Raw genomic sequence first — 25,538 nt, 5'->3', positions numbered from 1 at the left:
AGATTAATATACTGATAAATAATAATTATTTTTACAAATACCCTGTTTCTGACATTGTATGAAAAGCCTTGTGCGCTCACCTCGGGTGCGCGACAGCAAGAGTTTTCCGACAAATTATCCCTTGAAATTTGGAACGATCTAAATTATTCGGCTTTCAATATCCCAAGGAGGAGCCTGCATGTCCGCCACCCTGTCGCTGCCGCGCGCCGACGGCACGCTTGAGACCTATCAACTGTCGGGGACTCCGATCGCGCGGCCGACATCCGTGCCGGTCTTCAACCGCATCGCCTATGCAGCGGCCCATGTCGTCTCCGATCCACTGCGCGATATGGAGCCATGGGGTCGCCCGGCGATCGATTGGGACACGACCATGGCGTTTCGCCATCATCTGTGGGCGCTCGGCTTCAAGATCGCCGAGGCGATGGACACGTCGCAGCGCGGCATGGGGTTGGACTGGGCCGGCGCGCAGGAACTGATCCGCCGCTCGCTTTCGGATGCGCGCACCGTTCCGGGTGCCGATCTCGCCTGTGGCGCGGGGACCGATCACCTTGCGCCAGCAGACACCCGCTCGCTCGACGACGTCATCCGCGCCTACGAAACGCAGATCGGTTTCGTCGAAAAGGAAGGTGGCCGCTCGATCATGATGGCAAGCCGCGCGCTTGCCATCATCGCCACGTCGGCGGACGATTACCGCAAGGTCTACGGCCGTATCCTGTCCCAGACGAAGGACAAGGTCGTGCTGCACTGGCTGGGCGACATGTTCGATCCGCAGTTGAGGGGCTATTGGGGATCAGAGACCTTCGAGACCGCGCTCGACACCGTCCTGTCAATCATCGAGGAGAACAGGGCCAAGGTCGAGGGCATCAAGATTTCGCTGCTCGACAACGCTTGTGAAATCGCTCTTCGCAACCGCCTGCCGGACGGCGTTCTCTGCTTCACCGGCGACGATTTCAATTATGCCGAACTGATCGAAGGCGATGGGAAGAAATACAGCCACGCCCTGCTCGGCATCTTCGATGCTGTCGCCCCTTCCGCCTCGAAGGCACTGGCCTCGCTGGCATCCGGCGATGTCGATACCTTCCGCGCCGTCATCGAGCCGACCGTTCCGCTATCCCGCAAAATTTTCGAGGCGCCGACCCAGTATTACAAGGCGGGCGTCGTCTTCCTCGCCTGGCTGAACGGCCACCAGCAGCATTTCACCATGCCCGCCGGCATGCAGTCGGCGCGTGGCGTCCTGCACTACGCCGACATCTTCCGCCTGGCCGACAAGGCCAATGTGCTGGACAAGCCGGACCTGGCAGTGGAGCGGATGAAGGCGTTTCTGGTGACGCAGGGGGTTTGATCCGCGACGTTCGAGCTTGAGGTATACCCCCTCTGTCGGCGACGCCGACATCTCCCCCTCAAGGGTGGAGATGAGCCGCAAGCTTCTGAGCATCAAGGGAAAAGAACAATCTCCCTCCTTGAGGGGGAGATGTCACGAAGTGACGGAGGGGGGTGAGTTTAAGCGTGTTCGGAATCCTCACCGCGTCCCCTAAAACCGCGACTGCGCCATCAATATCTCCCGCGCAATCTGATCCAGCGGCACGACCCGATCGACACCACCGCGCGCTATCGCCTCCTTCGGCATGCCGAAGACGATCGAACTCGCCTCGTCCTGCGCCACCGTGAAGGCGCCGGCCTGTTTCATCTCTTCCATGCCGCGGGCGCCATCGTCGCCCATGCCGGTCATGATGACGCCCATGGCGTTGGCGCCGGCCGAGCGGGCGGCCGAGCGGAAGAGCACATCGACCGAGGGGCGATGGCGTGACACCAGCGGGCCGGTTTTCACCGAGACGTGATAGCGCGCGCCCTGCCGCTCCAAGAGGATGTGCTGATCGCCGGGAGCAATGAGCACATGACCGCGCAGCACCGGATCGCCATCGGCAGCCTCCTTCACCTCCACTTCGCAGAGCCCGTTCAGCCGCTTGGCGAAGGCGGCGGTAAATTTCTCCGGCATGTGCTGGACGATGACGATGCCCGGTGCGTTGGCCGGCAGAGCCTCCAGCATTTCCCGCAAAGCCTCCGTGCCGCCGGTCGATGCGCCGACACAGACGACCATCTCGGTGGTCTTGGCCATCGCCCGTCCGGTCGGTGGCGGCAGCATGGCATCGGCCGTCAGCTTGGCCGCCGGACCGGACGCTGCCGCGCCCATTCGGGCCGATGGCCGGCGAACGCCGGAAACGCGGGCATGGGCCGCACTCTTGACCACCTCGCGGATGCGCATGCCGCTTTCGGCCAGATGGTCGGCGGCACCGATCTTGGGTTTCAGGATGATATCGACCGCGCCAGCCTCCAAGGCCTGCAGCAGGGTTTCCGACCCGGCCTCGGTCAGCGACGAACACATGACGACCGGGATCGGATGCTGCGCCATCAGTTTTCGCAGGAAGGTGATGCCGTCCATGCGCGGCATTTCCACGTCCAGCGTGATGACATCGGGAATATCCTCCTGGATCCGCCGCGCCGCCATGAAAGGGTCGGAAGCCGCACCCATCACCTCGATATCGGGATCTTGCTGCAGCACCGCCGTCAGTGTCTGGCGGACGCTGGCGCTGTCGTCGATGATCAGAACGCGGATTTTCTTTCCCATGGTGGCCTGTCTTTTCAGAGGATGAACCGGAAGGACATTCCGGCACGTGGCATCAGACGCGCTGAAAAACCGTGTTCGAGACTTGTTTCAGCGGCAGGTCGATGCCGGTGATCGATTCGGAATGGCCGATGAACATGTAGCCTCCGGGCAGAAGGCAGTCGCAGAGACGTGTCAGCACGTCCGATTGCGTCGGCTTGTCGAAATAGATCAGCACGTTGCGGCAGAAGATGATGTGCATGGGATTGCCGACCTGATATTTCGCATCCATCAGGTTCATGCGGCCAAACCCGACCCTGGAGCGCAGCCGGGACGCGATACGAACCTCGCGCCGCGCCTGCTGCTTGGCCGTCATGACATATTTCTTGCGCAAGGCCGGTGGTACCGGCACGACGATCTCGTCGGAATAGATGCCTTGGCGCCCTACCTGAAGCACTTCGGTGCTCAGATCGGTGGCAAGGATCGAATAATCGATATCCGATCGCCCCTCGGCAAACTCCGCCATGACCATCGCCATCGTATAGGGTTCCGCCCCCGTCGAGCAGGCCGAACTCCAGAGCCGCAGGTTGTTGTGACCGCCTTTCAGAAGGCTTGGCAGCGATACCTCCCGCATGAAGTCGAAATGCCTCGGTTCACGGAAAAAGTCGGTCTTGTTCGTCGTCACGGCGTCGATCAGGTAGACCGCTTCCTGCTCCAGGCCATCATCGTTGAAAAGGTAGTCGCAATAGTCGTCGAAACTGGCGATATTGGTTGCCCGAAGACGCCGGCGAAGACGCCCCTCGAGCATGGTCAATTTGCTGTGCGGCATCTTGATGCCGCTATACTCATAGATGTACCTGGCAAGGCGATCAAAATTCCGCTTGCTGATATGGTCGGACAAAGACTGTGTCTGGCGGATGGCAACGTTCATGCGATATCCTCAAGCCGCCCTTCCTGCCGGACCGGGCAGGGACAATAAGGCAGTCTCTTCTCTGGAAAGCAGGCTGGCGAGATCGATGATTACGACGAAGCCGCCCTGCCGGCGCACGACGCCGGCAATGTAGCCCGAGCGCCAGCGGATCCCGATATCGGGCGCCGCCTCGATCTGGTCATGGCGGAACGGCGTCACTTCGAACACCCGGTCGGCGACGAGGCCCAGCGACAGCGTCCGATTCTCGAGCGGAATATCCATTACGAGAACCCGCGTGTGCGGTGTCGGCACCGTCTTCGACAGGCCAAGCTTCAGCCTGAGATCGATCGTCGGGACGCCCTGCCCGCGCACATCGCGCAGGCCGAGCAGATAGTCGGGACCATTCGGAATCTTGAAGGCTTCCTCATAGTCCAGGATTTCCCGGACAACCCCGACGGGGACGGCGAAGACCTCCTCGCCGAGGCTGAACGTGACGAACTGGGATTCGAGCGACGCTGTTGCCATGATCATGCACTCTCGCGGAAATCGGCGTCTTCGGCGTCCGGGCCGCCCATCGACAGGTCGAGGGCAAAACCCTTGGCGCGGGCCTGCTGGGCTGAAACGCTGTTGTGGGATCCGGCCGGCTGGACCTTGCGGGCCGGTGCGGCATTGCCGACGACGCGGGTCGCAGGCTTCAGCGGTGGCTTCTTGGAGGAGACGCGGACACCGGCGCCATCGACCTTGAAGAAGGCGATCGAAGCCTGCAGTTCCTCCGCCTGGGCGGCCAGTTCTTCCGACGTCGCCGACATCTGCTCTGACGCACCGGCATTCTGCTGCGTCACCTTGTCGAGCTGCTGGATCGCCTCGTTGATCTGGCTGGCGCCGATATCCTGCTCGCGGCAGGCGGCCGAGATTTCCGAGACCAGTTCGGCGGTCTTGCGAATATCCGGGACCAAGCGGTTCAGCATGTCGCCGGCTTCAGCGGCTGCCTTCACCGTGTCGCCGGACATCTGGCCGATTTCGGCGGCTGCCGACTGGCTGCGTTCGGCCAGCTTGCGCACTTCGGAGGCGACAACCGCAAACCCCTTGCCATGTTCGCCGGCACGGGCGGCTTCAACGGCGGCATTCAGGGCGAGCAGATCGGTCTGGCGGGCGATTTCCTGAACGATGCCGATCTTTTCGGCGATGGTCCGCATGGCGCTGACGGCGCGGGCGACTGCTTCACCACTGGCTTCCGCATCCTTGGAAGACTGGCGGGCGATCTTTTCGGTCTGGGCGGCATTATCGGCATTCTGCTTGATATTGGCGGCCATCTCTTCCATCGAGGCCGAAGCCTCTTCGGCGGATGCGGCCTGTTCGGTCGCGCCTTGGGAAATCTGCTCGGAGCTTGCGGACAGTTCCTGGCTGCCAGCCGAGACGTTGTCGGATGCCGAAAGGGCATCGGCAACCACACCGCGCAGGCGTTCCACCATGCGCTGCAGAGCCATGCCGAGTGTATCCTTGTCCGACAGCGGTGTCGGCTCGATCGTCAGGTCGCCATCGGCGATCTTGTCGGCAAGGCTTGCTGTGTTGCGCAGGTTGGAGGTCATACGCTGCATCGAGTCGACCAGATCCTTGATCTCGTCGTTGCTCTTGTGCTCGATCTCATAGTTGAGGTCGCCGATGCTGACCGCGTCGGCCAGATCGACGGCCCGGCGGAGCGCGCGGGAGATGTTGAGCGAGATCCAGAAAGCAGCGGCCAGCGAAAACAGCGTCAAGGCAACGGTCGCGGAAATCAGCAGCAAGCGCGAATTTTCATATTGCGCATCGGTCGCAGCGTCGGTTTCCTTGACGTTTTCGGTGACGATCACATTGATTTCGTCGATCACCGCCAGCGCCTTGTTCATCAGGTCGCGACCGGCGCCCATGGAAAGGCTGGCAGCAAGCGTGTTGGATTCAGTCGTGTTCTGAACGGCCAGATCGCTCATGCGCTTCTGCATGGGAGCATACTGGTCGAAGAGAACACGAAACTCGGCAACCTTGTCCGCCACGTCCTTATCTGCCGAATTCGCCATCGAATCGATCGTTCCACCCATCTTGGCATGACGGTCAGTGAGCGACTTGACGAATTCGGAAATTTCCGACGGGTTGGTGTTGAGGATCGCGTTCTTTTCGGCGCGGATCGTGCCGTTGAACTCGGCGGTCAGATCCGCAAGGTCCTTCATGTCGGAGACCGGCTCGTTCACCATCCGCGTGATTGCGGAGTTGAGAGACGAGAGATTGTAGATAGCCAGGCCGGACATGCCTGCGGTCATCAGAATAATGACGGCAAAGGTTATTCCAAGCTTCAGTTTGATCGTCATACGCACAGTGAAAGTCCTTCACATAAGGGTCGGAAACACCTGAGCATCCTGCAAATGCTCAGGTCATGGGTTGTCCGAACCAGCTGGGCGGTGCGGTGACTGATTCACGTCCGCGAAACCGGTAGTCTCGGCAGTCTCGCCCGCGCCTACACACGCGGGCCCTTGCAGCGGCCCAGGATTGGGCCGCCTGTTTTTCGCACAAGCGATCAAGCGCTTTCGCGGAAATCGGCATCCGCGGCATCAGGGCCACCCATCGACAGATCGAGGGCAAAGCCGCGGGCGCGGGCCTGCTGGGAGGCAACCGAGTTTCCGGTCTGGGCCGGCTTGCGGGTCGCAACCGGCTTGGTCATCGAAACCTTCGTGACCGCCTTTGGCGCACTTTTCTTGACCGGCGCAGCTTGGCTTGCACCATCGACCTTGAAGAAGGCGATCGATGCCTGAAGCTCCTCCGCTTGGGCGGCCAGTTCTTCCGAGGTCGCCGACATCTGCTCCGAGGCGCTGGCATTCTGCTGCGTCACCTTGTCGAGCTGCTGGATCGCTTCGTTGATCTGGCTGGCGCCGATATCCTGCTCGCGGCAGGCGGCCGAGATTTCCGAGACCAGTTCGGCGGTCTTGCGGATGTCCGGAACGAGGCGGTTCAGCATGTCACCCGCTTCGGCCGCGGCCTTGACGGTATCGCCCGACATCTGGCCGATTTCGGCAGCGGCCGACTGGGAACGTTCGGCCAGCTTGCGGACCTCGGAAGCGACGACCGCGAAGCCCTTGCCATGTTCGCCGGCACGAGCGGCTTCAACGGCGGCATTCAGCGCAAGCAGATCGGTCTGGCGGGCGATTTCCTGGACGATGGAAATCTTCTCGGCGATGGTCCGCATGGCACCGACGGCGCGGGTCACGGCCTCGCCACTCATTTCCGCGTCCTTGGCCGACTGGCGGGCGATCTTTTCCGTCTGAGCGGCATTGTCGGCATTCTGCTTGATGTTGGCGGCCATCTCTTCCATCGAGGCCGAAGCCTCTTCGGCGGATGCGGCCTGTTCGGTCGCGCCCTGGCTCACCTGTTCCGAGCTGGCGGACAGTTCCTGGCTGCCGGCCGAGACATTGTCGGATGCGGAAAGCGCATCGGCAACGACGCCACGAAGACGCTCGATCATGACATTGACATTACCCAGCAGCGCGCCGATCTCGTCCTTGTTGGTGATCTCGGCCATCTTTGTCAGGTCGCCATCGGCAACATCGGCCACAGCGACGGTCGCACGGCGCAGGCCACGGCTGATTGTGAAGGAAATCCAGATGGCGGCGGCAATGGCTATGAGCACGGCAAGACTTGCAGCGACCGTCATCATCATCCGGGTCGTCGTGTAAAGCTCGTCCGCCTGGGTTTCCGCTTCCTGCAGACGGCCTTCCTCGAGCTTGACGATTTCGTCGAGGATCGTGTCCATCTCGGTGGCGGCAACACGGGCCGTGGTCGCGGAAATGTTCTGCGCAGCCGCCGTATTTCCAGCACTCAGCATGGTGCGGATTTGCTGCTCGGCCTCATCCGACTTGACGGCGAGTTCACGCAGCTTCGCCCATCTCGCCTTGCCCTGTTCCGTCGCCTTGCTTTCGGCTTCCGCCAGGAGTTGCTCAAAGGCCTGGCGAGCGCTGTCACCCTTGGCCTTTGCCTCGATTGCTTCCTTTTCGGTCGTTGCGGCAAGGAGGTTCTTCTGCTGGCGGATGGCCTGCAGTTCCTCGATGTTGATCGTCTGCGCCAGCTTCAGGCGCGTCGCCGGCCCCTGCAGAACCTGCCCGAGATTATCGTTGAGGGTTCCGAGGCTGAGAATGCCATATCCGGCCGTTCCCAGCAGAAGGGCGATGACGAACCCGAAGGCGATCGCCAATTTGAGCTTGATGGTGAACCGCATGTCCAAATTCCTTAAACTTGGCCTCAGTCGCATGCAGGGAGGGGCACGCCGGGCGTCAGATTTCTTTCCTGAAAGAGAAGATTGCCTGCAGGTTTGGAAGGATGATGAATTGCCCTCCCCGCTTGACCAGGCAGTTGATGTAATCCGGCCGCCAGCGCATGCCGACGCTCGGAGGCGCCTCGCTGGATGTCTTGGCGAGCGTGGTGACTTCATTCACCTTGTCTGTCCGCAGGCCGACCAGCGTCGGCTCCCCCTGGAGATCCAGTTCAATCACGATGATGCGACTGTCGATCGTCGTTTCCGCCGCTTCCATGCCGAAGGCGAGACGGATATCGGCAAGCGGGATGACCTTGCCGCGAAAATTGATGACGCTGCCGACAAAGGGCATGGCGCCCGGAACCATCGTCTCCGGCAGGAGGTCGAGGATTTCCTGGACCAGGATTGCCTCGAGCGCGAAGGTCTCGCCGTGAAGGTCGAAGGTCAGTACCTCCAGTTCCTCGGCTTCGTTCCAGTTCATCTCGGTCTTGCGGTGCGTGTCGCTGATCTGACGTGCTTCGTTCATCATCCTGCTGCCCGCACTTGCGCCTCCTGTTGCTGTCCGGCCGCCACCAAGTGCGCGACGTCGAGAATGAGGGCGACGCTGCCGTCACCCAGAATGGTCGCGCCCGAGAAGGTGGCGACGTCGTGATGCAGCTTCGACATCGACTTGATGACCGTCTGGTGGTCGCCGATGATCTGGTCGACGACCATGCCGACCCGTTCGGTGCCCGTCGAAATGACGACCACCTTCTGGTGCATGTCGGGTTTCGTTCCCGTCCGGAAGAGATCACGCAGGCGCAGGAATGGGACGAGGCTGTCGCGCAGCGAGATGAAGCTGCGTCCGCGCGAGCGAAGATCTTCCTCGAGCGACAGCTCCAGGCATTCCTCCACCGCCGAAAGCGGGATGACGTATCGGCCGGTGCCGACACGAACCAGCAGTCCGTCGATAATCGCCAGCGTCAGCGGAATGCGCAACGAGACCTCGGAGCCTTCGCCGGTCTGGCTGGTGACATCGATGGCGCCACGCAGCGCCTCGACCGTCTTCTTCACGACGTCCATGCCGACGCCGCGACCCGACAGGTTGGTGACCTGCGCCGCCGTCGAAAATCCCGGTGCGAAGATGAGTTGCAGCAGGTCCTGATCCGACAGGACAGCACCCGGCTGGATGAGGCCGGAGGATTCCGCCTTCGCCCGCACCCGGTCGCGATTGATGCCGCGACCATCGTCCTTGATGGTGATGATCACCTCGCCGCCGGCCTGGCGGGCCGAAAGCAGAACCTTGCCTGCCTCGTCCTTTCCGGCGGCGCGGCGCTCTTCCGGCGTTTCGAGGCCGTGGTCGATGGAATTGCGCACCAGGTGCACCAGCGGATCCGCGAGGCGTTCGATGACGGTCTTGTCCACTTCCGTGGTTTCGCCTTCGGTCACCAGTTCGATCACCTTGCCGGTCTCGCGGGCGAGATCGTGGACCAGACGGCGGAACCGACCGAACAGGCTGCCGACGGGTACCATGCGCAGCACCATCATCGTGTCACGCAGTTCTCCGGAAAGCCGTTCGATCTCCTCGGAAACGGAGCGCAGCTGGATATCCATGCTGGCGCTGGCCAACTGGCGCAGGCGCGACTGGGCAATCACCAGTTCGCCGACGCGGTCCATCAGTTCGTCCAGCCGTTCGGCGGGAACGCGGACATTCTCGGCGGCCTTGGCCTGGCGATTGTCGGCATTCGAAACCGCCGTCTCGCGCTCGGTTGTCGCCGCCGCCGCGACCGGAGCTTGAACAGCCATAGTTACCGGCGGGATCGGGGCAGCAACAGTTGAAGGGACCGGCGCCGAAACAGCCGCGACCGGTTCCGCAACTGGGACTTCCGTCACTGTCTCGACATCCAGTTGCATGTCGTCGAGCACGAAGATGAAGACATCGTCGATCGCCGAGCGCGGCTGATCGGTCGTCAGCGTCACATCCCAGGAGAGATGCAGGTCGGTCGGGACCAGAACGTCCAGCGAAGGAACGGCTGATGTATTGACGAGGACCTTGCATTCGCCGAGGTCGCGCAGTTCATCCAGAAGGCCCAGCGGATTGGTGCCGTTGACCATGGAATTGACCGGCAGACTGAAACGGATCCGCCAGGTATTCGATCCACTCTTTGGCGCTTCAGCCACAACGACCGCCGGGTTCGGCTGGACGCTGGCCGGCTGCTGCGCATCGCCTTCGACGGCACATCGCAGGCGGGCAAGGAGAACCTCGCCGATATCGCCGTGATCGTCCGTCGGCCGGTCGACCAAAGCACGCATGTGATCCTGTGCTGCGAGGACGGCAGCAACCAGTTCGCTGGTCGCCGGCTTTTCTCCCTTGCGGACGCGGTCGAACGCCGTCTCGCAATGATGCGTGAAGGCCGCGAGCGCGTCGAAGCCGAACATGGCGCCCGACCCCTTGAGTGTATGCAGACCGCGGAAGACCGCGTCGATCTGGTCCTTGTCGTTGAGGCGGTGAGTCAGGTCGAGCAGGCCGGATTCGATTTGCTCGAAAAGCTCCGCCGCTTCGGTCCGAAACACTGCAACGGGATCGGGCATATTCATCTTCCGAGCACCTTCCTGACGATCTTCACGAGGTTTTCAGGATCGAAAGGCTTGGTGAGCCAGCCGGTCGCACCTGCCGCCTTTGCCCGCGCCTTCAGGTCGGCATCGGATTCCGTCGTCAGGAAGATGATCGGAACACCGGTATGGGCCGGCAGCTTGCGCAGTTCCTCGATCATCGTCAGGCCGTCCATGACGGGCATGTTGAGATCGGTGACGATCAAGTCGAACTGGCCCGACTTCGCCTTTTCCAGGCCCTCGGCGCCGTGCGCGGCTTCGGTAATGTCGTAACCGGCATTGGACAGGGTCACCTTCGTCGTCAGACGGATGCTGGCCGAGTCATCGACGGTCAAAATTCTCGCGGTCATTGTATAGCCTCTTGATGGAGCCAGAATGTCTTGTCTTCTGCGGAGAAAGCCTCGCGAAATCCGCCCCGCTCCAGGACGTCGAGAACGGCGCCACTCGCTGCGGAGGAGAGACGCAGGGACACTCCAGATGATTTCGCCTGTATTCTTGCCGCCTCGATGATCTGCACGAAGCTCAGATCAACTTCTGCGTTCACAGGCAGAGTGAATGACAATGGGCGACCTTTCGTTAATTTCGACAATATTAGATCATGTACATGAGTTATATTCTTGATATTTAATTTGTCAGGAAGATCAACTACGTCATACTCACAAATATGCGTTGCCATTTCAGCCTCTGAAACGAAAAATACTATCGGTACTATTTATGGAATCTCACGCCAGTCTTAACAGGTGGTAAATCCAGGTTGCATAAACCCCCTGAAATTACCGATCTGTTCACTATGAAATTTCACCATGCAGTTCTTGGATGAGTATTTCTTCAAGGCATAAAGCTACAAAGTATCATATACTTGAAGTAAAACAGAAGAGCCTAAAAAAGAATGTTCGCGTTTAAGGTGTGTCATTTCGCGGCTTGAGCGATGCAACGCAGACGAGTCCCGCGCTTAACCAGACATTTCCTTCCTTGCCCTATGGATGGGGAAAGACCGCATATGTTTCGAGTTGAGGGCTATTTTGACATACAGCACAGCTTTGGCCCACCAGACCGACACCGCCAATGTCACCGATATCGGCCGCAAACTTGAAGCGGCGCGCACGCAAGTGGAGCAGCGCTTCCTGGAAGGTGGCGGCGTCCTGCTTGCCGTCATGGATGTTCTGAACAGCCTGCTCGGCTCGCTCGACAACGTGACAAAGACGTTGGACGCCGGCTCTGCCAACGACACGACGGCGGACCTTTTGGCAACCGTCACCAGCCTGTCCGAACTGCCGGAACTGGAAAGCGTGCGCCAGACGAACCTCGCCGTTCTCTCCAATACCGGCGCCGGGCTGCGCACGCATGTGTCCGACATGCAGGAAACCATGCGCTACCTGCAGACCTTCGCCGTCACTGTGAAGATCACCGGCGCGGGCATTGCCGAATTCGCCGGCTTCGCCGAGGAAATCCTCGATCGCATCCGTTCCGGCACCGCCGAGGTCAACAATTTCGCAGGCCAGCTCAATACGCTCGAAAAGGAACTGAAGGTCGCCCAGACGCTCGGCTCCGGCATCGCCAAAGGTTACGAACAGACGGTTCCGGCCGTGGTCGAGGCACTGAAGCGCGATGCGAAAACGATCACCGAACATCGCCGCAAGCTCGGCGAGATCGCAAAACAGGTCGGTGTCCTCGCCCGTGGAATCCAGGGCAAGGTCGCGACGACGCTCTCGGCCCTGCAAATCGGTGACATCACCCGCCAGCGCATCGAACATGTGCAATCGACCCTGTTGATCCTGGAGGATTTCCTCGGCAGCGAGGAAGGCCGCACCCTTGGCTTTGATGCGCAGGCGCGCCTGACCAACCTCATCCACCATCTCGCAGCCGCGCAGATGGTGGATATGGTGCAGGACTTCCAGCGCGATTCCCGAAGCGTCGTCGAAACCATCGCCAGCTTTGCCCATGATACGCAGAGCATTCTCGACCTGCGCGCGGAAATGCAGAGCCAGGACGACGCTAAGGACGGCAATTTCATGCGGACGCTGGAGACCAGTGTTTCCGCCGCCCACACCATCGTCAAGCAGGTGGAAGGTACCAGCGAACAGGCCAACCAGGTCAGCCGGACGACCACGAGCACGGCCGCTAACCTTTTGAAAGGAATCGAGAATATCCGCTCCGTGAAGATGGATATCCATTACATGGCGCTCAACACCAACCTGCGCTGCAGCCGCATGGGCGAGGAAGGCCGATCGATCAACGTTGTGACGGCGGAACTGCGCTTCTTCGCCGCCAAGCTGGACGAATCCGCTGACGCCATCGTCAACGGCCTTGCTGGTTTCGAGGACGCGGCCGCGGCAATTGCGGCCAGCAATACGGCCGGCGGAGCAGGCCTTGCCGAACGCCTGAGCGCCGCCGTCGGCAATATCCGCTCGGCCGCCAACGCCATGGAAAGCGAGCTTGCCGTTCTCTCCGAACACGGCCGCGAAGTGGCAAGCAAGATCGGCCTGTCGATCAGCAAGCTCGACTTCCAGAACGATCTCGGCGAAGTGCTGGCCGTCTGCGCCGATTATCTCTGCGACCTCGCCGGCGACATGCTGCCCGACATTTCGGACCTCGAAGGCGTCCTCGGCACTCTCGGCCCGCGCATCTTCAAACTCTACACGATGGCCCAGGAGCGCACCGTTCACCAGGGCATCCTCCCCGCCGCCACCGTCGCAACCCTATCCGCATCCCAGGCGCCGGCCCCTGCGGCCAACGACGACGACCTCTTTGCGGACGCGCTGTTCTGATCATTCAGGACCGCGGACAAGGCTCAGACTCAAACGCCCGACATCCTTTTGCCGGGCGTTTGTTATTTCCGGGGTGCGGCGCCAATCACTGATGCTTCCGGACGCTGCACCAAAGCACTTTCAGATAATGTAGAAATCCGCCGCCGTCAGCGCCAACCCCTTGGAAAGTTGTGCGAACTGAACAGCACCGCCGCTGGCGCTGCCGTTTGAATCGTAGAACAACTTGCCGGTATCGGTTTCATAGATAATCCGGTCGCTGGCATCCTTTGCGACGCCGGCGGCATTAGCGCTGAATTGAGCCGCACTCATCACGCCCGTTCCCGTCAGTTTCGTGAAGATGCCGTTTTCCAGCCGGATCATATCGGAGACGACGCTGAAATCGGAGATTTTGTCGATATTGGTAGTGGCGTTCAAAGCCGCATCGAAGACGAAGATGTCATTGCCGGCACCGCCAGTCAGGTTGTCCTTTCCGGTACCGCCTGACAACACATCGTTTCCATTCCCGCCTGACAGGGTGTCGGCTCCGGCCAGACCCGTCAGGGAGTCATTGCCATCGCTGCCCTTCAGCACGTTGCCACGCTCGTTGCCGGTCACCGCATCGTTGCGATTAGTCCCGATCACGGACTCGAAATTCGAAATCGTGTCACGATCGCCGAACGTGTCGTATCCGTATCCCTTTGCCAGATTAACCCTGACGCCGCTCGAGCCGGTTTCCCATGAGTAATCGAGCGTATCGGTACCGCCACGTCCGTCCAGAACATCGTAGCCCTCAGCGCCCGTAATGCTCTCATTGTATTTCGAGCCGAAAATTTCATCGTTATAGCGTGACCCTACAACGATCTCGATACTGGTAAGCGTGTCGGTGCCGTAATAACTCTTCGCGATGCCCTTGCCGTCTCCGTTGGCAGCAAGATCAACTTCGACGTTGTCATTGAACGCACGATCGTAGAAGACCGCATCGTGCTTGCCCGTGCTGCCGGTGAAGACATTGACGCCGCCGCCGCTCGCAAACCCCTGGAACACGTCAACAGCCGCAGCCTTGAACGTATCGTTGCCATCCGTCCCGACAATGATCTCGAACCCGGAAATGGTGTCGACGAAACCGAACGTGTCCGTGACCTTTCCGGTTTTCAGGTCGACCTTGATCGCCGCGCCGCCTTCTTCCTGGGAATAATCGAGAACGTCGACTTCCTTCGGCGTAGCGGTATTGACACCGCCACCGTGGAGAGTATCGGCTTGCGAATTTCCAACGATCGTATCTGCCCCGAGACCGCCATAAACCACATCCTTGCCGGCGCCGCCAACGAACAGATCATCCGATGCGCCACCATTGAAGCGAAACGCGATCGGCTTCAGCATCGTTTCAAGATAAGAAAGATAGGAGACAGAATCTCTGAATTCCACAACAGAGAGATCAAGGCCGGAAACCTTATAACGGATGCTGCCGTCAAGATCGTAGATCGTAAATCCGGTAACACGACCGCTTTCAGGCCGATCTCCATTGTATGCGAGATTCTTTCCCGCTACCGTAAATTTGGCAATTCCATAATAATCTACGAGACTATAGGATGTTGACGTCCCTTTTCTGTAATAACCGTCATAGGCGTCGCTGACTTCCTGCAGGCTGTAAGAGCCAGAATAAACGTCGATCGTAGCCATAATTCTCCCCGGGGCTTGAAAATATAAATAAATTTACTCCTGCGGCCCTGTGCGAGCAGGCGCGCAGCAACACGAATAACGTGTATCATCGCATATTTATTCGAAGCAATATCGCAACTGAAATATTGTGGAGAACGTTTACTTTCGGTAGGGACCGATTGAAGCCCTTATAGGGTTCTCAAAACTCCATGAAATCGCAGATCATACTTATAACCAGACAATCGACGAATTCGTGTTGAACGGCAGCGTGAACGCATCGACCTTGCCCGTCCTACCAGATAAATTTTGGCATGATGAAATCCGGCATCGCCCCATGCTCGACGAATAAGGCGCGACGCCCATCATCGCTTACCGTTTCGAGAATACCGGTGGTCACCAGCACGGATTTGAGCCCTGCCCCGGTAGCCCCGGCAATGTCGTGCTCGATGCTGTCGCCGATGCAGCAAATCCTGTCCAACACGATGTCATCCAGAAAATCGAGAGCCGTCCTGTAGATGTCGGCAAAGGGTTTGCCGATCCATCGCACCGTGCCGCCCAGCTCCTCGTAAAGCTCGGCGATCCGCCCCGCACCGAAGGCGGTTCCAGTCCGGGTGAGCATGATCTTATCGGGATTGGTGCAGAGGCAGGCGACACCGCGCTTCGCCGCCGGCGCCAGAAGGGCCTCGTAATAGGAGAGCGGATAGACGTCACCCTCGCTGGCCGCCAGCAGGATAAAATCCGCATCCTCACCCCGCTCGGTACGCTCGAGATCCAGCCCGTCTAGCGGCGATGTATCGCCGTCCCGGCTGATCAGCAGGCATTTGCGCGGAACGCCAATCTTTGCCTTCACGCTCTCGGCACGCAATATCCGCCAAGCGACCTCGCCTGATGTCAGAAACCAGTCCCAACTCCGCGGATCGAATCCGAGCGCTGCCAGACGGCGATCGTTTTCCGCTGAGCGCTTGCCGGAATTCGACAGGATGATGATCCGTTTTCCCGCCTGTTTCAGTCGCGACAGGGTTTCGGCAGCGCCCGGATAGGGTCCGCGCCCATCACGCAGGACACCGAACTGGTCGATCAGGAAGGCATCGAACTGATCGGCAAGATCGCCCATGCCGGAGACGGTCAAGGAGCCACTCATAACACACCCGCCGATCGCGCGCCCGATAGAGCCAGCCGCGCGGTGCCCGCCGCCGCCTCTTCCGAGATCACCGGCAGGAAGGGCACCGGCATCGCGTGGTTGCGGATCGCCGTCCAGACAGGATTCTTCGCCCCGCCACCGACCGTCCGCACCGACCGTAGCGCCGGGCTGCCGAGCGACACAAGCCGCTGATAGGCAAGCGCTTCCACCCCGGCAATGCCTTCGAAGATCGCCTTCAGGAAATCCGCATCGCTTTCGGGTCGTGGCGTCATGCGGGGCTTGAACTGCGGATCGTTGATCGGGAACCGCTCGCCGTCCTTCAGCAGGGGATAATAATCGAGCCCGGTCTGCGTCGATGGATCGATTTGTCCCGAGAGGGCGGAAATCGTCCCATTGTCGAAATGCGCTGAAAGCACGCCTCCGCCAGTATTGGAGGCACCGCCGGCCAGCCACATGTCGCCGATCCGGTGGCTGTAAAGACCATATTCGGGTGCAAACAACGGCCGGTCGGACAGCATCTTGACCGTCAGCGTCGTGCCGAGCGCGGAGACCGCATCGCCAGGCTGGCCGGCGCCGGTCGCGAGGAAGGAGGCGCAGCCGTCCGTGGTGCCGGTGACGATCACGACGTCATCGGGAAGACCGAAGGCATCTGCTGCCCCAGGAGAAATTCCGGCGATCGGCGTACCGGCCGGGAGTACATCTGGCAGGAGATCGCGGCGCGCGGCGGTGCGGTCGATCCAGTCCGGCCACCGGCGCTCGGCTGGATCATAGCCAGTCTTCAGGGCGTTGTTTTCATCGGAGACATCGTAAAGCCCGGTGAAATGACCGGCCAGCCAATCGGCCTGGTGGATGATCCGGAAAGCGTCGGGAATAGACTGGAAGGTCAGCACTTTCGCCAGCCCCGACGTCGCGCCATGGGCGGCGCTTTCCTGCGGCGCATGCGTGGTGATGCGCGTGAGAATATCGGCATCCGCGACCGGATCGTTGTACATCATCGGCACGGCCAGCGGCGCGCCATCGGTGCCGACCGGCAGGATCGTGCCCGAAGTGCCGTCAATGGCGATTGCCCGCACCCGCTGCCGATCTATGGCATCGAGCACCTGTCCCAGCGCTGTCTGCAGCGCCTTCCACCAGGCCAGCGGATCGCGGTGATCGACGGAAAAATCCGCCATCCTGGACGAACCCGAGGCGACGATGGAAAAACCGGCATCCATCGCGACGGCACGAGCGCCGGACGTCCCGATATCGATGCCGATCACCAGGGGCGTGTCGGGAGCCACCGTCATTGCAGCGCCTTCCCTGCCCGGTTCAGTTCCTGCCGGTATTTTTCCGCGTCCCAACCGAGAAGTTCGGCGTTTTCCGCGTCGGTCAGATAACGCAGCCGCGCATTCTCACCGATGCGGCCGAGCACGTCGGAGAGGCAGCGCGCCATGGCAAGCGCGCCGGCCGTGATCTCGCGCGAGACCAGCACGCCCTTGCCCGGGAACAGCAAAGCCGGCGGCAGGGTGAGCCCTTCGGCACGATGCTGTTCCTCGATCGACACAGCGGTATCGCCGGGATTGGCGACAAAGGAGCCCCGGCCGAGAAAGATCACATGGTCCGGATAAAGACTACCGCCGGCAGCGATCAGGCAGCTTGCAAGATCGGCCGCCGCATCATGGATGAGATTGTCTTCCGGCAGGACGAAGCTGCTGTTGAGTGCCAGTCGAGACAGGGCGGAAAGATCGGCATCCGGCGCAATCCGACGCGGCAGGGCAAGCCGCCGGGAAACCTCTGCGAGCAAGGCACTCGCCTCCGCCACGGTGTCACCCGCGACGGCCAAGCCGTGGTTGCCAAGGATGAGAACGCGCATCTCCGGCTGCAACCGGGCAGCAATCGCCTTGGCCAGTGGCAGGCCCGGACGGGCATAGGGCACGAAGACATGGGGAATACCGGAGAGTTTCGCCGCCGCGACAGCCTCGCCACTCACCTGCACCGCCGTCGCGATCGTCTCGACGCAATGGACATGGATGACCACCTTCTGCGGCATCAGGGCATGCACGGTCGTCTCGATCGAGGGGCGCAGGCCGGATGGATTGCGCTCCGCGATCACGAAATCCTGCGCCTTTTCCGTCGCCGGATCGTCGCGCTCCAGGGCATCGAGCAGCGCGTCCAGCGCCACCGGCACCATGACGTCGCGCTCACGTGCCTGCATCAGCCAGAGACCCGACGCCTTGATCCAGAGCGTGCCGCCCTCCTTGATCGAGGTATTGCCGCCGGCCGCCTGCACCAGCGCCGGGTCAGCGCCGACCCGTGCCGACAGATCCAGCAGCGCTTCGAATTCAGAACTTCTCACAATCGTCTCCGATACGTTTCCTCAGGCAGCCTGCGGCTGCCGCAGACACCAGGATGCAAACGCATCCCGTTCCGCCTGCGTCATATGCAGGCCATGCTTGGTGCGCCGCTCGAGAATATCCTGCGGCGTCTGCGCCCACTCGGTCTCCATCAGGAACCGGGCCTCGCGTTCGCGCAAGAGCTTGCCGAAGGGCTGGCCAAGATCATCAAGCGAGGTGGCCGAGCCAATGAGCGCATTCGCGCGCGTCCCGTAAAGGCGGGCATAGTGCTTGGCGATATCCGCTGGCAGCCAGCGATATTTCGCCCGCAGATCCCCAAGAAACTGGTCGAAATCGGCATTCGGCAAGTCGCCGCCGGGCAGGATGCCCTTCGACGTCCAGCCTGGCGCCATCTTCGGAAAGAACGGCCGGATCTTTTCCAGCGCGTGTTCGGAGAGCTTGCGAAACGTGGTGATCTTGCCGCCGAAGACCGAGAGCAGCGGTGCCTTGCCGTCGATGGCATCCACCTCGAAAATATAGTCGCGGGTTACCGCCGAGGGGTTTTCGGCATTGTCGTCGTAGAGGGGGCGCACGCCGGAGAAGCTGTGCACGATATCGCTGGCGGTCAGTTGCTGCTTGAAATAGCGGTTCACCGAGCGGATCAGATAATCGATCTCGCCGGCATCCGCCTTCACATCCTCCGGGCGACCGTTATACGGAATATCGGTCGTGCCGATCAGCGCCAGGTCGTTCTCATAGGGGTTGATGAAGATCACCCGCTTGTCCGGGTTCTGCACCAGATAGGCCTGCCGCCCCTCCCAGAATTTCGGGACGATGATGTGGCTGCCCTTGACGAGGCGGACGTTGCGGCGCGAGTTCAACCCCGCGACGCGGCCGATGACGTCGTTGACCCAGGGACCGGCCGTGTTGACGACGCAGCGTGCCTTCAACTCCGTCTTGCGGCCGGTCCCGCTTTCGGTCATCTCCACGTCCCAAAGATCGCCATTGCGGCGAACCGAGGTGCAGGCCGTACGCGTATGGACAGCAGCACCACGCCGACTGGCATCGAGCGCGTTGAGCAGAACGAGGCGGGCGTCATCCACCCAGCAATCGGAATATTCGAAGGCTTTGCGATACTCGGCCTTGATTGGCGCGCCTTCTGGTGCGGTCCTCAGATTGAGCGACCGCGTCCCCGGCAGGCGCTTGCGGCCACCGAGATGGTCGTAAAGAAACAGCCCGAGCCGCACGAGCCAAGCGGGACGGTCGGATGCACTGTGAGGTAGGACGAACCGCATCGGCCAGATGATGTGTGGTGCCGATTCGAGCAACACCTCGCGCTCGACCAGCGCCTCGCGCACCAGCCGGAATTCGTAATATTCGAGATAGCGCAGCCCGCCATGAACGAGCTTGCCCGAGCGAGAACTGGTGCCCTGCGCCAGATCGTCCTTCTCGCAGAGAACGACGGACAGGCCACGCCCGGCAGCATCCCGCGCAATGCCGGCGCCATTGACGCCGCCGCCGATAATGAACAGGTCAACCACGCCGATCCCGTTGCTCACGATCGCTTCTCCTGTCTTTCCTGCACAGCCCCGTCTCTCCCAGTCACTCGTCGGATTCCAAACTCTCCTTCATCCTCGGCCTTGTGCCGGGGATCCAGCGGCACCGCGTCTGCGGTGCCAAAGACTCCTTCCACGCGACAGACGTCGCGTGACTGGATTCCTGTGACAAGCACAGGAATGACCGAGAGAAACCGAAGACGTGCGAATTCATCAGCCAACTTCTTTCTTCGCGCCATCCTGCAATCCGTAATTCGCGAACCCCTTCAGCACGCCGGCGATCTCGTCTTGCGGCAGGATGACCGGGCCGCCGATCAGTAGGGAATGGTAATATTGCTTGGCAAGCGTCTCGAGCTCGATTGCCGCCCACATCGCCTTGTCGAGGCTCGCCCCCGTAGCGATCATGCCGTGATTGGCCATCAGGCAAGCAGACCGTCCCTCCAGCGCCGAAAGGACATTGTTCGACAGTTCCTGCGTGCCGTACCGTGCATACTCGCAGACCCGCACGTCATGACCGCCGAAAGCAGCAATCATGTAGTGACAGGCGGGAATGGGCTTGCGGGCGATGGCGAGAATGGTGGCAAAGGTGGAATGGGTGTGAACCACCGCGCCGATTTCCGGCCGGGCTTTGAGGATATCCCGATGAAATGGCCATTCGACGGATGGTTTCTTCGAGCCTTCCCATTTTGAGGCTTCACCGTCGATCGGCATGGAGACGATCATATCCGGCGTCATCTCGGCATAGGGAATAGCCGAGGGGGTAATCAGCATGCGGTCGCCGTGGCGCACGCTGATATTGCCGGATGTGCCCTGGTTGAGGCCACTGGCATTCATGGCGCGGCAGTTGTCGATGATGCCCTGGCGCAGGTCGCGTTCGCTCATCATGTTCACCTCAGCACGGATTGACCGGCGGCAGACCGGCGATATACCGGCGCACCTCTTCGGCCGCCATTTCGGCCGCATAGGTGACAGTGCGCACGGACGCGCCGGCGATATGCGGCGTCAGCGTCACATTAGGCAGTTGCAGCAGCGGCCAGTCGGCCGGCACCGGCTCGATCGCAAAAGTTTCCAGCATGGCCGAACCCAGCGGCCCGTTCACCAGCGCCTCGTAGAGCGCATCGTAATCGACCAGCGGTCCGCGCGCCGTGTTCACGAAGATCGCGCCGGGCTTCATCTTGGCGAAGGAAGCCGCATTCATCATGCCGCGCGTTTCCTCAGTCACGCGCGGATGCAGGGTGACGATATCGGAGCGCGAGAGAAGATCGTCGAAGCCGACATGCTCGACGCCGGCATTGTGATCCTCGGCCGAAAGCTGGACATAGGGGTCGTGGACCAGGACCTTGGTGCCGAAGGCGCGCAGCAGGCGCACCACCTTCGTGCCGATATTGCCATAGCCGACGACGCCGACGGTCATCTCCGAGAGTTCCCGCCCGGTCTTGTCGGCCCGATAAAGCTCACCTCGCCATTCGCCCTTGCGCAGGGATTCATGTCCCGTGCGAATCAGGCGGGTTTCGGCAAGGATGGCGCCGAGCGTGAACTCCGCCACCGCGCTGGCATTACGGCCGGGCGTGTTGACGACCAGAACGCCGGCATCGCGTGCGGCCGCCATGTCGATATTGACCGGTCCACCGCGCGAAACGGCAACCAGCTTCAGGTCCGGCAGTTGCGCGAACATCCCCCGCGAAAAGGGCGCCAGCTGGGTGATGACAATCTCGGAATCTCCGACGAAATCGATGATTTCATCGGCTTTGCCGAGATATTCCTTCAGCCCGTCCATGCCCTCGACTGCATAACCGTGCTCCATCGGCACGTCCGGCCACGGTTGTTCCATAAGGCGGATGTCGTGTCCATCGCCGCAGGCTTCCACGACCTTGTCGCGAAAGACGCTGGGCAGCATGAACCGGTCTCCAATGATGGCGATCTTCTTCATGTCAGTCTTTCCTGTTCAGAGACCGGGGCGGAGCCATGGGAAAGGGTATGCCAAACCGGACGAAGGGCCAGGCGCGATTGCCTGTATTGTGGAAATGCGGCGTTGAAACGGGCGGCCATGCCGGCATCGACGGATTCCGGCGAACGCTGATAGGGCGTCACCCATTCCCGGACGCAATCCGCCATCGAGCCATACATGCCAAGCGACACAGCGGCGATCATCGCGGTGCCGGCGGCACCCGCCTCCTCCCGCTCGCTGGTCTGGACGGATGCACCAAGCGCGCCGCCGAGGATGCGCCTGAGCGACCTGCTGCGGGCAGCACCGCCGGTCAGGCGCACACGGGCCGGGAGCGGGCCCATCTCGACGTAACAATCGCGTGCGGCAAGCGCGAGACCGTCGAACACGGCGCGCACCATGTCGGCAAAGCCGTGGTTCATATCGAGCCCGACGAAGGAAGCGCGCGCCGTCGCATCGACGAAAGGACCGCGCTCGCCGGCTTCGGAAATATAGGGGTGGAAGAGAAGCGAGGTTTCCTTCGCCTCGGACAGCCAGTCTTCCATTTGCGCCAGAAGGTCGGTCTTGCTCTTCTCGACGCCGAAACTTTTGAGCACGCTGCCGGCAACCGAGAGTATCCAGTCGATATTGAGCGTTGCCGCCATGTTGGACTGCATCTGCGCGTAATGCCCGGCGACCGGGAAACACATCGTGTATCCTGTCAGGTCCTGATTGAGCTGCACATCCGCGGGGCTCGTGGCGAGCCGCATGTGCATGCCGGTGGAACCGATGATCGAGCAGCCGGTATCCGTGCCGGGCTCGTAAAGCCCCGCGCCAAGCGACGTACAAACGACATCGACGTAACCGAGGACCACTGGCGTGCCGGCGAGCAGCCCCGTCAGGGAAGCGGCGCTCTCGCTGAGCGCATGCTGCGTCGTTGCTCCATCGACGATTTCCGGCAAGAGACCGCGTTGCCTCTTCAGGTCGAGGAAATCGATCACGTCGTCGGAATAGGTGCGGGTGCTGAAATCACCGAAGGTGAAGACCGCTTCCGAAGGGTCCGTCGCCCGCTTGCCCGTCAGCTTAAAATAAAGCCAGTCCTTGCAGTGAAAGCCGGTGGTCGCTCCATCAAGCATTTCCGGCGCGTTATCGAGTATCCAGCGGAGTTGCGAGCCCATCTGGCAGGCGGCGAGCCCCGAACCAGTATGGGAAAACCGCGCGACATCGCCGCTGTCACCGCGCAACCGCTCGACGGTTTCGCCGGCGCGGGCGTCGAGCCAGAGCCAGCCCTTGCCGACGGGATCGCCGTTTTTGTCGATCAGCCAGGTGCCGTCGCCCTGTGCGGTAACGGAGATGGCCGCCACGCGACGGGCCAGGTTCTCGACCTTGTCCGCAAGATCGGCCAGTGTCTTTGCAGCATCGGCCCAGGTTCGGTTGAGGTCCTGGACGACGCCCTTGCCGCCTTCGTTCTCATAGATGTTCGGGATCGCACAGGCTGCAATCTGGCGGCCGCCAAGGTCAAAGGCGACCGACTTGATGACAGAGGTCCCCGCATCGATCCCGATCAGGATATCGCGCATCAGGCAAGCTCCTGCCCATGGCTGATGGCCTTGCCGCTATCGCCGTCGAAGACATGTAGGCTCGACGGATCGAGGCGAATGGCGACGTTTTCGCCGATCGCGAGGTTCGTGCGGTCATGTTCGACCAGTACCATCGTGCCGCCGGCGAAATCGGTGGCAATATGCGTCTGGTCTCCGAGCCATTGGTTGACCGCGACCCGAGCGCCGACACCACCCTCACCCCGACGAACGGCGTAGGGGCGAATGCCGATCACCACCTTGCTGCGCTTCATCAGTTCGGCCCGCACCGCATGCGAGAAGTCTGACGCCCGATAGTCCAGCTTCACACCCTCGTTGAGACCGAAGGAGACGGTGTCGCCCACACCGGAGACACCAGCCGGAAACACGTTCATCGGCGGCTCGCCGACGAAGGTGCCGGTGAAGAGATTGGCCGGCCGCTCCTTGATCATCTGCGGCGTATCGAACTGCTGCAGCACACCGCCTTCCATGACGGCGATCCGGTCAGCCAGCGCATTGGCTTCCGTCTGGTCGTGGGTGACGAGGATGGCGGTCAGGCCGCGTTCCTTGATGAAATGCTTGATACGACCACGCAGGACGGCACGCAATTGCGGCTCCAACTGCCCCATCGGTTCGTCGAGCAGATGCAGGTCGGCATCGCGGATCAGCGCCCGGCCGAGCGAGGCACGCTGCTGCTGTCCGCCGGAGATCGAACTCGGATAACGACCCATGATATCCTCGATCTCCAGCAGCTTGGCGATATCGGAGACTTTCTGATCGACGACGCTCTGGGAGAGTTTCGAGGCTTTCAGCGCGAACGCGATGTTTTCGCGCACGGTCAGAGGGGGATAGAGCGAGTAACCTTCGAACGCCATGGCGACATTGCGCTTCACCGGCGCGAAGGTCTGCACCTCCCTGCCCTTCAGCGCAATCGTGCCGCGCGAGACAGGCTCGAAGCCGGCGACCATGCGCAGGGTCGAAGTCTTGCCACAGCCGGAGGATCCCAGAAGTGCGATGATCTCGCCTTTCTTGACGTCCATGTTCAGGCTCTTGACGGCATGGACACCATGGTCGATCGGGCCATAGAATTTATCGACGCCGTTGATGAACAGTGCGGTGTCGCTCATGCCGCTTCTCCGTTGCGGGTCATTGACGTGGCGGTCGAGCGGATCAGCGCGCCGCTCTCCTTGTCGAACAGGAACGCGGCCTTGCCGTTGACGGCGATATGGGCGGCACCGGAGGTCGGCCCAGGCGTGCCGGCCGGGCGAGACACGAGGATTTCACGGCCACGAACTGTCAGCACCAGCGTCACGGTCTTTTCGTTGAGCGGTGTTTCCGCCTCGACCTTAACCGGAATGGCGCCGGCTGTTCCGGCCTCGGCAAAGGCAATGGATTCGGGCCGCAGGCCGATCACGCAACTTTTCTCGACCACACCTGTCGGCATGTCCGGCAGCGCGACCTTGACGTTTGAAAGCTCGACATAGACCCCATCCGGCCCGGCCTTCGGCGTCACGTCCAGAAGGTTGATCGTCGGGTCGCCGAACAGCCGGGCGATCTCGATATCGGCCGGCGTGTTGTAGATATCGGCAGGCGTTCCGATCTGGCGAATGCGCCCCTGCGACATCACCGCGATCCGGTCGCCCAGCGCCATCGCCTCCTTATAGTCCTGCGTCACATAGACGACGGTTGCACCCTGTGCGGCTAGAAGGCGGGGCAATTCAAGCCGCATCTCGAAGCGCAGTTTGGCATCGACGTTGCGCAAAGGATCGTCCAGCAGCAGCAACGGTGGCGAGCCGACCAGCGCGCGGGCAAGTGCCGTGCGCTGCTTCTGTCCATTAGACAAGGCCTTCGGATGATGGGTCAGCACATGGTCGATCTTCAGAAGTTTTGCCACCTTCTGTACGCCCGCTGCAATCGCATCCTTGGTCGACCGGGTTGCGGTCAAGGGGCTCGCGATATTGTCGAAGGCGCTCATATGCGGGAATAGCGCGAAATTCTGGAAAGCCATGCCAATGCCCCGATGTTCGGCATCGATATCGCTGACATCCTCGCCGCCGATGAGTATCTGCCCCTCTTCCGGATCAATGACCCCGGCCACCAGCCGGAGCAGCACGGTCTTTCCGGCGCCGGAGGGTCCGAACAGGACCAGCGTTTCACCATCGGCGACATCCAGCGACAGATCGTCGAGAACCGTATTGGTCTTGTAGCGCTTGGTGATGTTCTTGAGTTGAAGCGTTGTCAT

General features: G+C 61.1%; 21 protein-coding genes. 2 read left to right on the top strand and 19 right to left on the bottom strand.

Features of this window, described 5'->3' with window-relative positions:
• Nucleotides 1–178 precede the first annotated feature (178 nt).
• Nucleotides 179–1,342: a dihydrodipicolinate synthase family protein gene (locus tag ACST81_RS08140; RefSeq protein WP_438752421.1), complete on the top strand. Its 1,164-nt coding sequence runs from the start codon at nucleotides 179–181 to the stop codon at nucleotides 1,340–1,342.
• A gap of 189 nt (nucleotides 1,343–1,531) precedes the next feature.
• Here ACST81_RS08140 and ACST81_RS08135 read toward each other — a convergent pair whose 3' ends face one another.
• The 9 genes from ACST81_RS08135 to ACST81_RS08095 form a co-directional block, all read right to left on the bottom strand.
• On the bottom strand, nucleotides 1,532–2,626 hold the full coding sequence (locus ACST81_RS08135; protein WP_438752420.1) for a protein-glutamate methylesterase/protein-glutamine glutaminase: 1,095 nt from the start codon (nucleotides 2,624–2,626) through the stop codon (nucleotides 1,532–1,534).
• A 52-nt stretch (nucleotides 2,627–2,678) separates the two neighbouring features.
• Nucleotides 2,679–3,533 (bottom strand): CheR family methyltransferase, encoded by an 855-nt coding sequence (locus tag ACST81_RS08130; RefSeq protein ID WP_438752419.1) that lies wholly within the window; start codon nucleotides 3,531–3,533, stop codon nucleotides 2,679–2,681.
• A 9-nt stretch (nucleotides 3,534–3,542) separates the two neighbouring features.
• Nucleotides 3,543–4,043: a chemotaxis protein CheW gene (locus ACST81_RS08125; RefSeq protein WP_438752418.1), complete on the bottom strand. Its 501-nt coding sequence runs from the start codon at nucleotides 4,041–4,043 to the stop codon at nucleotides 3,543–3,545.
• Nucleotides 4,040–5,860, bottom strand: coding sequence for a methyl-accepting chemotaxis protein (locus tag ACST81_RS08120; protein WP_438752417.1), 1,821 nt, complete (start codon nucleotides 5,858–5,860; stop codon nucleotides 4,040–4,042). The genes ACST81_RS08125 and ACST81_RS08120 overlap by 4 nt, the downstream gene beginning before the upstream one ends.
• Before the next feature lie 200 nt (nucleotides 5,861–6,060).
• Nucleotides 6,061–7,752 (bottom strand): methyl-accepting chemotaxis protein, encoded by a 1,692-nt coding sequence (locus ACST81_RS08115; RefSeq protein WP_438752416.1) that lies wholly within the window; start codon nucleotides 7,750–7,752, stop codon nucleotides 6,061–6,063.
• Between the two features lie 55 nt (nucleotides 7,753–7,807).
• Nucleotides 7,808–8,314, bottom strand: a complete 507-nt coding sequence (locus ACST81_RS08110) for a chemotaxis protein CheW (protein ID WP_438753436.1) — start codon at nucleotides 8,312–8,314, stop codon at nucleotides 7,808–7,810.
• Entirely contained in the window at nucleotides 8,314–10,365 is a 2,052-nt protein-coding gene (locus ACST81_RS08105) for a chemotaxis protein CheA (RefSeq protein ID WP_438752415.1), read from the bottom strand. The genes ACST81_RS08110 and ACST81_RS08105 overlap by 1 nt, the downstream gene beginning before the upstream one ends.
• A complete protein-coding gene (locus tag ACST81_RS08100) occupies nucleotides 10,362–10,730 on the bottom strand; it encodes a response regulator (protein ID WP_438752414.1) in 369 nt (122 codons plus the stop codon). The genes ACST81_RS08105 and ACST81_RS08100 overlap by 4 nt, the downstream gene beginning before the upstream one ends.
• Nucleotides 10,727–11,056: an STAS domain-containing protein gene (locus ACST81_RS08095; protein ID WP_438752413.1), complete on the bottom strand. Its 330-nt coding sequence runs from the start codon at nucleotides 11,054–11,056 to the stop codon at nucleotides 10,727–10,729. The genes ACST81_RS08100 and ACST81_RS08095 overlap by 4 nt, the downstream gene beginning before the upstream one ends.
• A gap of 346 nt (nucleotides 11,057–11,402) precedes the next feature.
• Here ACST81_RS08095 and ACST81_RS08090 point away from each other — a divergent pair, with 346 nt between their 5' ends.
• Nucleotides 11,403–13,148, top strand: coding sequence for a chemotaxis protein (locus ACST81_RS08090; RefSeq protein WP_438752412.1), 1,746 nt, complete (start codon nucleotides 11,403–11,405; stop codon nucleotides 13,146–13,148).
• A 120-nt stretch (nucleotides 13,149–13,268) separates the two neighbouring features.
• Here ACST81_RS08090 and ACST81_RS08085 read toward each other — a convergent pair whose 3' ends face one another.
• From ACST81_RS08085 to ACST81_RS08040, 10 genes are all read right to left on the bottom strand, one after another.
• Nucleotides 13,269–14,807 (bottom strand): calcium-binding protein, encoded by a 1,539-nt coding sequence (locus ACST81_RS08085; protein ID WP_438752411.1) that lies wholly within the window; start codon nucleotides 14,805–14,807, stop codon nucleotides 13,269–13,271.
• Between the two features lie 271 nt (nucleotides 14,808–15,078).
• Complete coding sequence (locus ACST81_RS08080; RefSeq protein WP_438752410.1) at nucleotides 15,079–15,927, bottom strand: TIGR01459 family HAD-type hydrolase; 849 nt, start codon at nucleotides 15,925–15,927, stop codon at nucleotides 15,079–15,081.
• Nucleotides 15,924–17,213, bottom strand: coding sequence for an FGGY-family carbohydrate kinase (locus tag ACST81_RS08075; protein ID WP_438752409.1), 1,290 nt, complete (start codon nucleotides 17,211–17,213; stop codon nucleotides 15,924–15,926). The genes ACST81_RS08080 and ACST81_RS08075 overlap by 4 nt, the downstream gene beginning before the upstream one ends.
• Complete coding sequence (locus ACST81_RS08070) at nucleotides 17,210–18,265, bottom strand: class II aldolase/adducin family protein (RefSeq protein WP_438753434.1); 1,056 nt, start codon at nucleotides 18,263–18,265, stop codon at nucleotides 17,210–17,212. Before ACST81_RS08070 ends, ACST81_RS08075 begins: the two co-directional genes overlap by 4 nt.
• Before the next feature lie 18 nt (nucleotides 18,266–18,283).
• Nucleotides 18,284–19,798 (bottom strand): glycerol-3-phosphate dehydrogenase, encoded by a 1,515-nt coding sequence (locus ACST81_RS08065; RefSeq protein ID WP_438752408.1) that lies wholly within the window; start codon nucleotides 19,796–19,798, stop codon nucleotides 18,284–18,286.
• Between the two features lie 210 nt (nucleotides 19,799–20,008).
• Nucleotides 20,009–20,677 (bottom strand): class II aldolase/adducin family protein, encoded by a 669-nt coding sequence (locus ACST81_RS08060; protein WP_438753431.1) that lies wholly within the window; start codon nucleotides 20,675–20,677, stop codon nucleotides 20,009–20,011.
• A 10-nt stretch (nucleotides 20,678–20,687) separates the two neighbouring features.
• Nucleotides 20,688–21,725: a 2-hydroxyacid dehydrogenase gene (locus tag ACST81_RS08055; protein ID WP_438752407.1), complete on the bottom strand. Its 1,038-nt coding sequence runs from the start codon at nucleotides 21,723–21,725 to the stop codon at nucleotides 20,688–20,690.
• A complete protein-coding gene (locus tag ACST81_RS08050; RefSeq protein ID WP_438752406.1) occupies nucleotides 21,722–23,299 on the bottom strand; it encodes an FGGY-family carbohydrate kinase in 1,578 nt (525 codons plus the stop codon). The genes ACST81_RS08055 and ACST81_RS08050 overlap by 4 nt, the downstream gene beginning before the upstream one ends.
• Nucleotides 23,299–24,423 carry an ABC transporter ATP-binding protein gene (locus ACST81_RS08045; protein WP_438752405.1) on the bottom strand — a complete coding sequence of 375 codons (1,125 nt, stop codon included), beginning with the start codon at nucleotides 24,421–24,423 and terminating at the stop codon, nucleotides 23,299–23,301. The genes ACST81_RS08050 and ACST81_RS08045 overlap by 1 nt, the downstream gene beginning before the upstream one ends.
• Nucleotides 24,420–25,538: an ABC transporter ATP-binding protein gene (locus ACST81_RS08040; protein WP_438752404.1), complete on the bottom strand. Its 1,119-nt coding sequence runs from the start codon at nucleotides 25,536–25,538 to the stop codon at nucleotides 24,420–24,422. Before ACST81_RS08040 ends, ACST81_RS08045 begins: the two co-directional genes overlap by 4 nt.

This window comes from Pararhizobium sp. O133 (assembly GCF_051669845.1).
In the GTDB taxonomy this organism is placed as follows: Bacteria; Pseudomonadota; Alphaproteobacteria; order Rhizobiales; family Rhizobiaceae; genus Pararhizobium.
This window is presented reverse-complemented; position numbering and strand designations above follow the sequence as displayed.

Bases quoted from the DNA above. Each gene is read 5' to 3' on its own strand.
- ACST81_RS08105 (WP_438752415.1), bottom strand. From the start codon at position 10,365: ATGAATATGCCCGATCCCGTTGCAGTGTTTCGGACCGAAGCGGCGGAG.
- ACST81_RS08055 (WP_438752407.1), bottom strand. From the start codon at position 21,725: ATGAAGAAGATCGCCATCATTGGAGACCGGTTCATGCTGCCCAGCGTC.
- ACST81_RS08045 (WP_438752405.1), bottom strand. From the start codon at position 24,423: ATGAGCGACACCGCACTGTTCATCAACGGCGTCGATAAATTCTATGGC.
- ACST81_RS08040 (WP_438752404.1), bottom strand. From the start codon at position 25,538: ATGACAACGCTTCAACTCAAGAACATCACCAAGCGCTACAAGACCAAT.
- ACST81_RS08100 (WP_438752414.1), bottom strand. From the start codon at position 10,730: ATGACCGCGAGAATTTTGACCGTCGATGACTCGGCCAGCATCCGTCTG.
- ACST81_RS08085 (WP_438752411.1), bottom strand. From the start codon at position 14,807: ATGGCTACGATCGACGTTTATTCTGGCTCTTACAGCCTGCAGGAAGTC.
- ACST81_RS08050 (WP_438752406.1), bottom strand. From the start codon at position 23,299: ATGCGCGATATCCTGATCGGGATCGATGCGGGGACCTCTGTCATCAAG.
- ACST81_RS08075 (WP_438752409.1), bottom strand. From the start codon at position 17,213: ATGACGGTGGCTCCCGACACGCCCCTGGTGATCGGCATCGATATCGGG.
- ACST81_RS08095 (WP_438752413.1), bottom strand. From the start codon at position 11,056: ATGGCAACGCATATTTGTGAGTATGACGTAGTTGATCTTCCTGACAAA.
- ACST81_RS08125 (WP_438752418.1), bottom strand. From the start codon at position 4,043: ATGATCATGGCAACAGCGTCGCTCGAATCCCAGTTCGTCACGTTCAGC.
- ACST81_RS08080 (WP_438752410.1), bottom strand. From the start codon at position 15,927: ATGAGTGGCTCCTTGACCGTCTCCGGCATGGGCGATCTTGCCGATCAG.
- ACST81_RS08130 (WP_438752419.1), bottom strand. From the start codon at position 3,533: ATGAACGTTGCCATCCGCCAGACACAGTCTTTGTCCGACCATATCAGC.
- ACST81_RS08135 (WP_438752420.1), bottom strand. From the start codon at position 2,626: ATGGGAAAGAAAATCCGCGTTCTGATCATCGACGACAGCGCCAGCGTC.
- ACST81_RS08115 (WP_438752416.1), bottom strand. From the start codon at position 7,752: ATGCGGTTCACCATCAAGCTCAAATTGGCGATCGCCTTCGGGTTCGTC.
- ACST81_RS08140 (WP_438752421.1), top strand. From the start codon at position 179: ATGTCCGCCACCCTGTCGCTGCCGCGCGCCGACGGCACGCTTGAGACC.
- ACST81_RS08060 (WP_438753431.1), bottom strand. From the start codon at position 20,677: ATGAGCGAACGCGACCTGCGCCAGGGCATCATCGACAACTGCCGCGCC.
- ACST81_RS08110 (WP_438753436.1), bottom strand. From the start codon at position 8,314: ATGAACGAAGCACGTCAGATCAGCGACACGCACCGCAAGACCGAGATG.